4 protein-coding genes are annotated in these 4,845 nt (G+C 73.6%); 2 read left to right on the forward strand and 2 right to left on the reverse strand.

The window, feature by feature from the left end; translation table 11 throughout:
• On the forward strand, positions 1–1,235 hold a 1,235-nt coding region (locus AC0CYZ_RS12130), incomplete at its 5' end, for an amidase (RefSeq protein WP_472215614.1).
• 18 nt (positions 1,236–1,253) lie between these two features.
• Here the strand turns inward: AC0CYZ_RS12130 and AC0CYZ_RS12135 are convergent.
• A complete protein-coding gene (locus tag AC0CYZ_RS12135; RefSeq protein WP_472215616.1) occupies positions 1,254–1,637 on the reverse strand; it encodes a thiol-disulfide oxidoreductase DCC family protein in 384 nt (127 codons plus the stop codon).
• Positions 1,638–1,722: 85 nt separating this feature from the next.
• On the opposite strand from AC0CYZ_RS12135, the gene AC0CYZ_RS12140 reads away from it, so the two are divergent.
• The gene (locus AC0CYZ_RS12140; RefSeq protein ID WP_472215618.1) at positions 1,723–3,177 is read left to right on the forward strand and encodes a flavin-containing monooxygenase; all 1,455 of its coding nucleotides are present in this window, start codon (positions 1,723–1,725) and stop codon (positions 3,175–3,177) included.
• A 256-nt stretch (positions 3,178–3,433) separates the two neighbouring features.
• Here AC0CYZ_RS12140 and AC0CYZ_RS12145 read toward each other — a convergent pair whose 3' ends face one another.
• On the reverse strand, positions 3,434–4,804 hold the full coding sequence (locus AC0CYZ_RS12145) for a transposase (protein ID WP_472215620.1): 1,371 nt from the start codon (positions 4,802–4,804) through the stop codon (positions 3,434–3,436).
• Between the last annotated feature and the right edge of the window lie 41 nt (positions 4,805–4,845).

Below are 4,845 nucleotides of genomic sequence, written 5' to 3' on the forward strand. Positions count from 1 at the left end.
CGCTCGCCGCGGCCCGCGAGGCCGACCGTCGCCGCGCCGCGGGGGAAGCGTCGTCGCGGCTCGGGACGCCGGTCGCGGTCAAGGACGACGTCGACGCCGCGGGCCTGGTGAACGCCCGGCTCCCCCAGCCGGTGACGTGGCCCGCGACCGCCGACGGGACGCTCGTCCTGGCCCTGCGGCGCGTCGGCCTGGTCCCGATCGGGCGGACGACGCTCCCCGAGCTGGCCGCCTTCGGCGTCACCGACTCGGCCCGCCACGGGATCACCCGCAACCCGCTGGCCCTCGGGCGGACGCCGGGCGGGTCCTCGGGCGGGTCGGCCGCGGCCGTGGCGGCGGGGATCGTGCCGATCGCGACGGCGAGCGACGGCGCCGGCTCGATCCGCATCCCGGCCGCCTGCTGCGGACTGCCCGGCTTCAAGCCCACGCAGGGGACGATGCCCTCGAGCGGCGGGTGGTGGGACCTCTCGACGCCGGGCTGTCTGACCCGGGACCTGGGGCTCGCCGCGGATTTCCTCGACGCGGTCGGCGACTTCCCGGAGTCGCTGCGCGGGGCCCTCGACGCCGCCCCGGGCCGGCTCCGGGTCGGGGTCACGGTCGATCCGCTGCCGCTCGCCCCGGCGGTGCCGCTGGACCCGCAGGTCGCCGGGGCGGTGCGGCTCGTCGCGGACCGGCTCGCCGACCTCGGGCACCGGGTGGCGCCCGTGCGGATCCGGGCCGACCGCGCCCAGGCCGCCGCGCTCGGCGTCACCACGCGGATCCTGCGCGGCCTGCACGACGCCGCGTCCGCCGCCGACCGTCCCGAGCTGCTCGAGCCCCGGATCCGCGACCTCGCCCGCGCCGGGGGCCTCGTCCCGCTGCCGGTGGTGCGGGCGGCGGTCCGGCACGGCCGGGTGTGGGGGGCGCGGGTACTCGACGAGCTCGGCGTCGATGTCCTGCTCACCCCGACGATGCGCGGCCCGGCGCCGTGGGTGGACCGCTGGGGCGGCCCGGCGCACGGGACCCGGGTCGGCGGGGTGACGACCCTGACGTCGATGGGCCGCTTCTACGCCCACACCCCGCTGTGGAACCACACCGGCGCCCCGGCGGTGACCCTGCCGGTCGACACCGGCGCGGAGCTCCCGCGGGCGGTGCAGCTCGTGGCGGGCCGGGGCCGGGACGCGCTGCTGATGTCGGTGGCGGGGCAGGTCACGCGGGCGTCGGAGGAGTCGCCCTCTCGGCGTGCTCCCCGTGCCTGAACGTCAGGAACGCGGCGTTCACGCGCCGGCACAGGCCTCGGGGTGTGACTGGCACCAGGGCGTCATCCCCGGGAACCGTCCGCGGTGGTCGGCCACCCAGCGGTAGACCCGCTCCTGCACGCCGGAGGTCGCCCGGTAGAGCGTGGACGGGAGCCTCGTTCCGGTCACGGTGTCGAGGACGGCGTTGACCGCGGCCGCCCCGGCGAGCCGGTGACCGTCGGGGCCCTGCCACTGCACGGCGTCGGCACAGGTCGCCGCGTCCGTGCCGATCGACTCCGGCGCGCCGGGCTCCTGGTAGGGCCGCACCCGGATCCGCCCCCGCCGGTCCATGGCGCGGACCCACCCGACACTGCGCGTGCAGAACCCGCAGTTGCCGTCGAACACGAGCACTCGATCATCCACGGGTCCAGGGTGCCCGTTAGGTTGCGGTCATGATCCCGGGAGACGCAGCGCAGCGGAGCTGGACCAGGCAGGCGCGGAGCGCGCGGTGACCAGGCAGGTGGTGATCATCGGCGCCGGGTTCGGCGGCATCGGGGCGGCCATCGAGCTGCGGGCCCACGGCTACACGTCCGTGACGATCCTCGACGCGTCGTCGGGCATCGGTGGCACGTGGCTCGCGAACTCCTATCCGGGCGCCGCGTGCGACGTCCCGAGCCACCTGTACTCCTACTCGTACGCCCAGCGACGCGGCTGGTCGCGGCTGTGCTCGCCCCAGTCGGAGATCCTCGACTACCTGCGGACCGTCGCGGCCGAGCACGGCGTCGCCGACCTCGTCGTCCCGAACACCCGGGTCACCGAGTGCCGGTGGGACGACGAGGCGCGGCACTGGCGCGTCGAGGGCGAGACCGACGGTGAGGCGCGGACGTGGACCGCGGACGCGGTCGTCGTCGCCACCGGCCAGCTCGCGCAGCCCTCGATCCCGGACATCCCGGGGCGGGAGGACTTCGCCGGGCACACGTTCCACTCCGCGCAGTGGGACCACGACCACGACCTGACCGGACGCCGCGTCGCCGTCATCGGCACCGGGGCGAGTGCGGTGCAGTTCGTGCCGGAGATCGCGCCCGTCGTCGGGCGGCTGTCGGTGTTCCAACGCACCGGGAACTGGTTCCTGCCGCGGCGCAACGTGCCCTACCCGCGGCCGGTGAGGGCGCTGCTGCGCGTGCCCTACCTCCAGCGGATCCGCCGGTGGGGTCTCAAGAACCTGTACCTGGAGTCGCTGACCCTGGCGATCCGGACGCCCCGCAGCGTCGGGTGGCTGCTGTCGTTCCGCTCGAAGTGGTTCATGCAGCGCCAGCTCAAGGACCCGGAGGTGCGTCGCAAGGTCTGGCCGGACTACACCTTCGGGTGCAAGCGGGTCCTCTTCAGCTCGCACTGGCTCCCGGCGCTGCAGCGCGACAACGTCGAGGTCGTCACCGACTCCGTCGAGCGCATCGAGCCCGACGGGGTCCGGACCGCGGACGGCAGGCTGCACCGCGTCGACACGATCATCTGGGGCACCGGGTTCCGCACGACGCAGTTCATGTTTCCGATGGAGATCCACGGGCGTGGCGGCACGTCGCTGCGGGACGCGTGGGCCGACGGGCCGCACGCGCACCTCGGGATGACGGTGCCCGGCTTCCCGTCGCTGTTCGTGATGTACGGCCCCAACACGAACACCTCGGGCGGCTCGATCATCGTCTACCTCGAGGCGCAGGCCCGGTACGTGCGCACCGCGCTCGAGGAGGCCGACCGGCGCGGGGCCGCGGCGGTCGACGTGCGCGCCGACGTCGAGGCCGAGTCCGACCGCGAGGTCCAGCGGCGGTTCCGCGGCACGGCGTGGCTCGCGTGCGACTCCTGGTACCGCGACGCGTCGGGCCGGATCGTCACCAACTGGCCCGGCTACATGGTCGAGTACGAGAAGGCGACGAAGGCGCTCGACCCCGCGGAGTACGAGTTCCTGTAGGTAGGTGGCCTTCGGCCTCGTGAGCACTTTTCCGCGCTATGACACGGGAAAGTGCTCACACACGCCTGCTCCGTGGAGCAGGCATCGAGGCGGACAGCGTGGCTTGTGAGCACTTTCCCGTGTCATAGAGCCTGTCGGGATTTGCTGTTCGGTTCGGCTGCGTCTCGGTGGTTGCGGTGTTCGGCTGCGGGGGTGTCGCCAGTCGGGATCTGATGGCAGGTCGCGGCGCCCCGTCCGGGCGCCGCGATCGTCCGTTTCATCCGGTGGCGGCGTGGAGTTTGAGCAGGTTGTGGGCGGTGGCGATCAGGGTGAGCTCGCTGCGGACCGCGGGTAGGCCGCGGAGCCGGAACCGGGTGGTGATGCGGTTCTTGATCTGCCCGAACACCGGTTCGACGATGGCTTGCCGGCGGCGGTAGCGGGCGCGTTGGGCGGGCTCGGCGAGCCGTTCCCGCATCTGGCGGGTGATCGCGGACTGCCGCTGGGGCGGCTGCTGGCGCCCGGGTTGTTTCAGCGCGTCGCGGTCGGGGGGTACCAGCGCGTCGGGCCCGCGGTGCTGGCGGTGGGCGGCGAGCAGGTCGGCGAGCTGACCGGTGTGGAAGTAGCCGGCGTCGGCGAGCACGACCTCGACCGGCTCGGTGATCCCGGCGTGGGCGAGGTTGGCCAGCGCCGCGCGGATCATCGGGGTGAGCTGGCCGGCGTCGTTGGCTGCATCGACGACCTCGACCGCCACGATCAGCTGGTCGTCGCTGACGGTCACCTGGCCGTTGAAGCCTTGCAGGAACCCTTGGGCGGTGCGCTGGGTGCGCGAGTCGGGGTCGGTGGTGTTGACCCGCAACGGCTTGCCGGTCGGGGTCGCGGGTTCGACCGGTGGCCGCCCCTTGGGGTAGGCGCCGTGGCTGGTCTTGTGGGCCTCACGGGCTGCGACCCGCTGCTCATAGCGATCATGGCGGGCTTGTCGCTCAGCCGCCGCGGCCTGCTCACGGGCCGCGAGAGCCTCTTTCGCCGCCTGCAGCGCCGCCCGCCGCCGCCGCGGGTCTTTCATGTCCTCGGGGGGCTCGTCACCCCGGCGCCCCGCCCCGTGCTCGGCGTCCTCGGCCGCATCGACCGACTCCGCCTGCCCGAGCCGCGCCTCGACCGCCGCGTCCAGCTCGGTCAGGGCTTTGTCGATCCCGGCCGCGGTGCGGTTGGCCCGTGAGGAGGCGTTCGCGGCCAGCTTGGTGCCATCGACCGCGATCGTCCCGACCCGCACCAGCCCCGCCGCCCGGCACAACGCCAACACCTGCACGAACAGGTCCTTGAACACCTCGCGGTGGCGCACCCGGAACGCGGCGATGGTGTCGTGATCCGGTACCTGGTTGGCGGTGATCACCCGGAACGCCACGTCGTGCTCGCAGCTGCGTTCGATCTGCCGCGACGAGGTCTGCCCGACCGCGTACCCGTAGATCAACAGGGTGAGCATCATCGTCGGGTCGTACGCCCGCCGGCCCCGGCCCCCGAGCCGGTACGACGAGATCAACGCGGCCAGATCCAGCGTCTCGACCGCGTCGATCACCGTCCAGGCCAGATGCCCCTCGGGCAGCCAGTCCCGCACATCAGGAGGCAGCAGGAACCCGGTGTCACGGTCCACCGGCCGGAAGTCACGAGCCACCCCAAGATCCAATCAGGAGC

Source organism: Actinomycetospora sp., assembly GCF_055612215.1.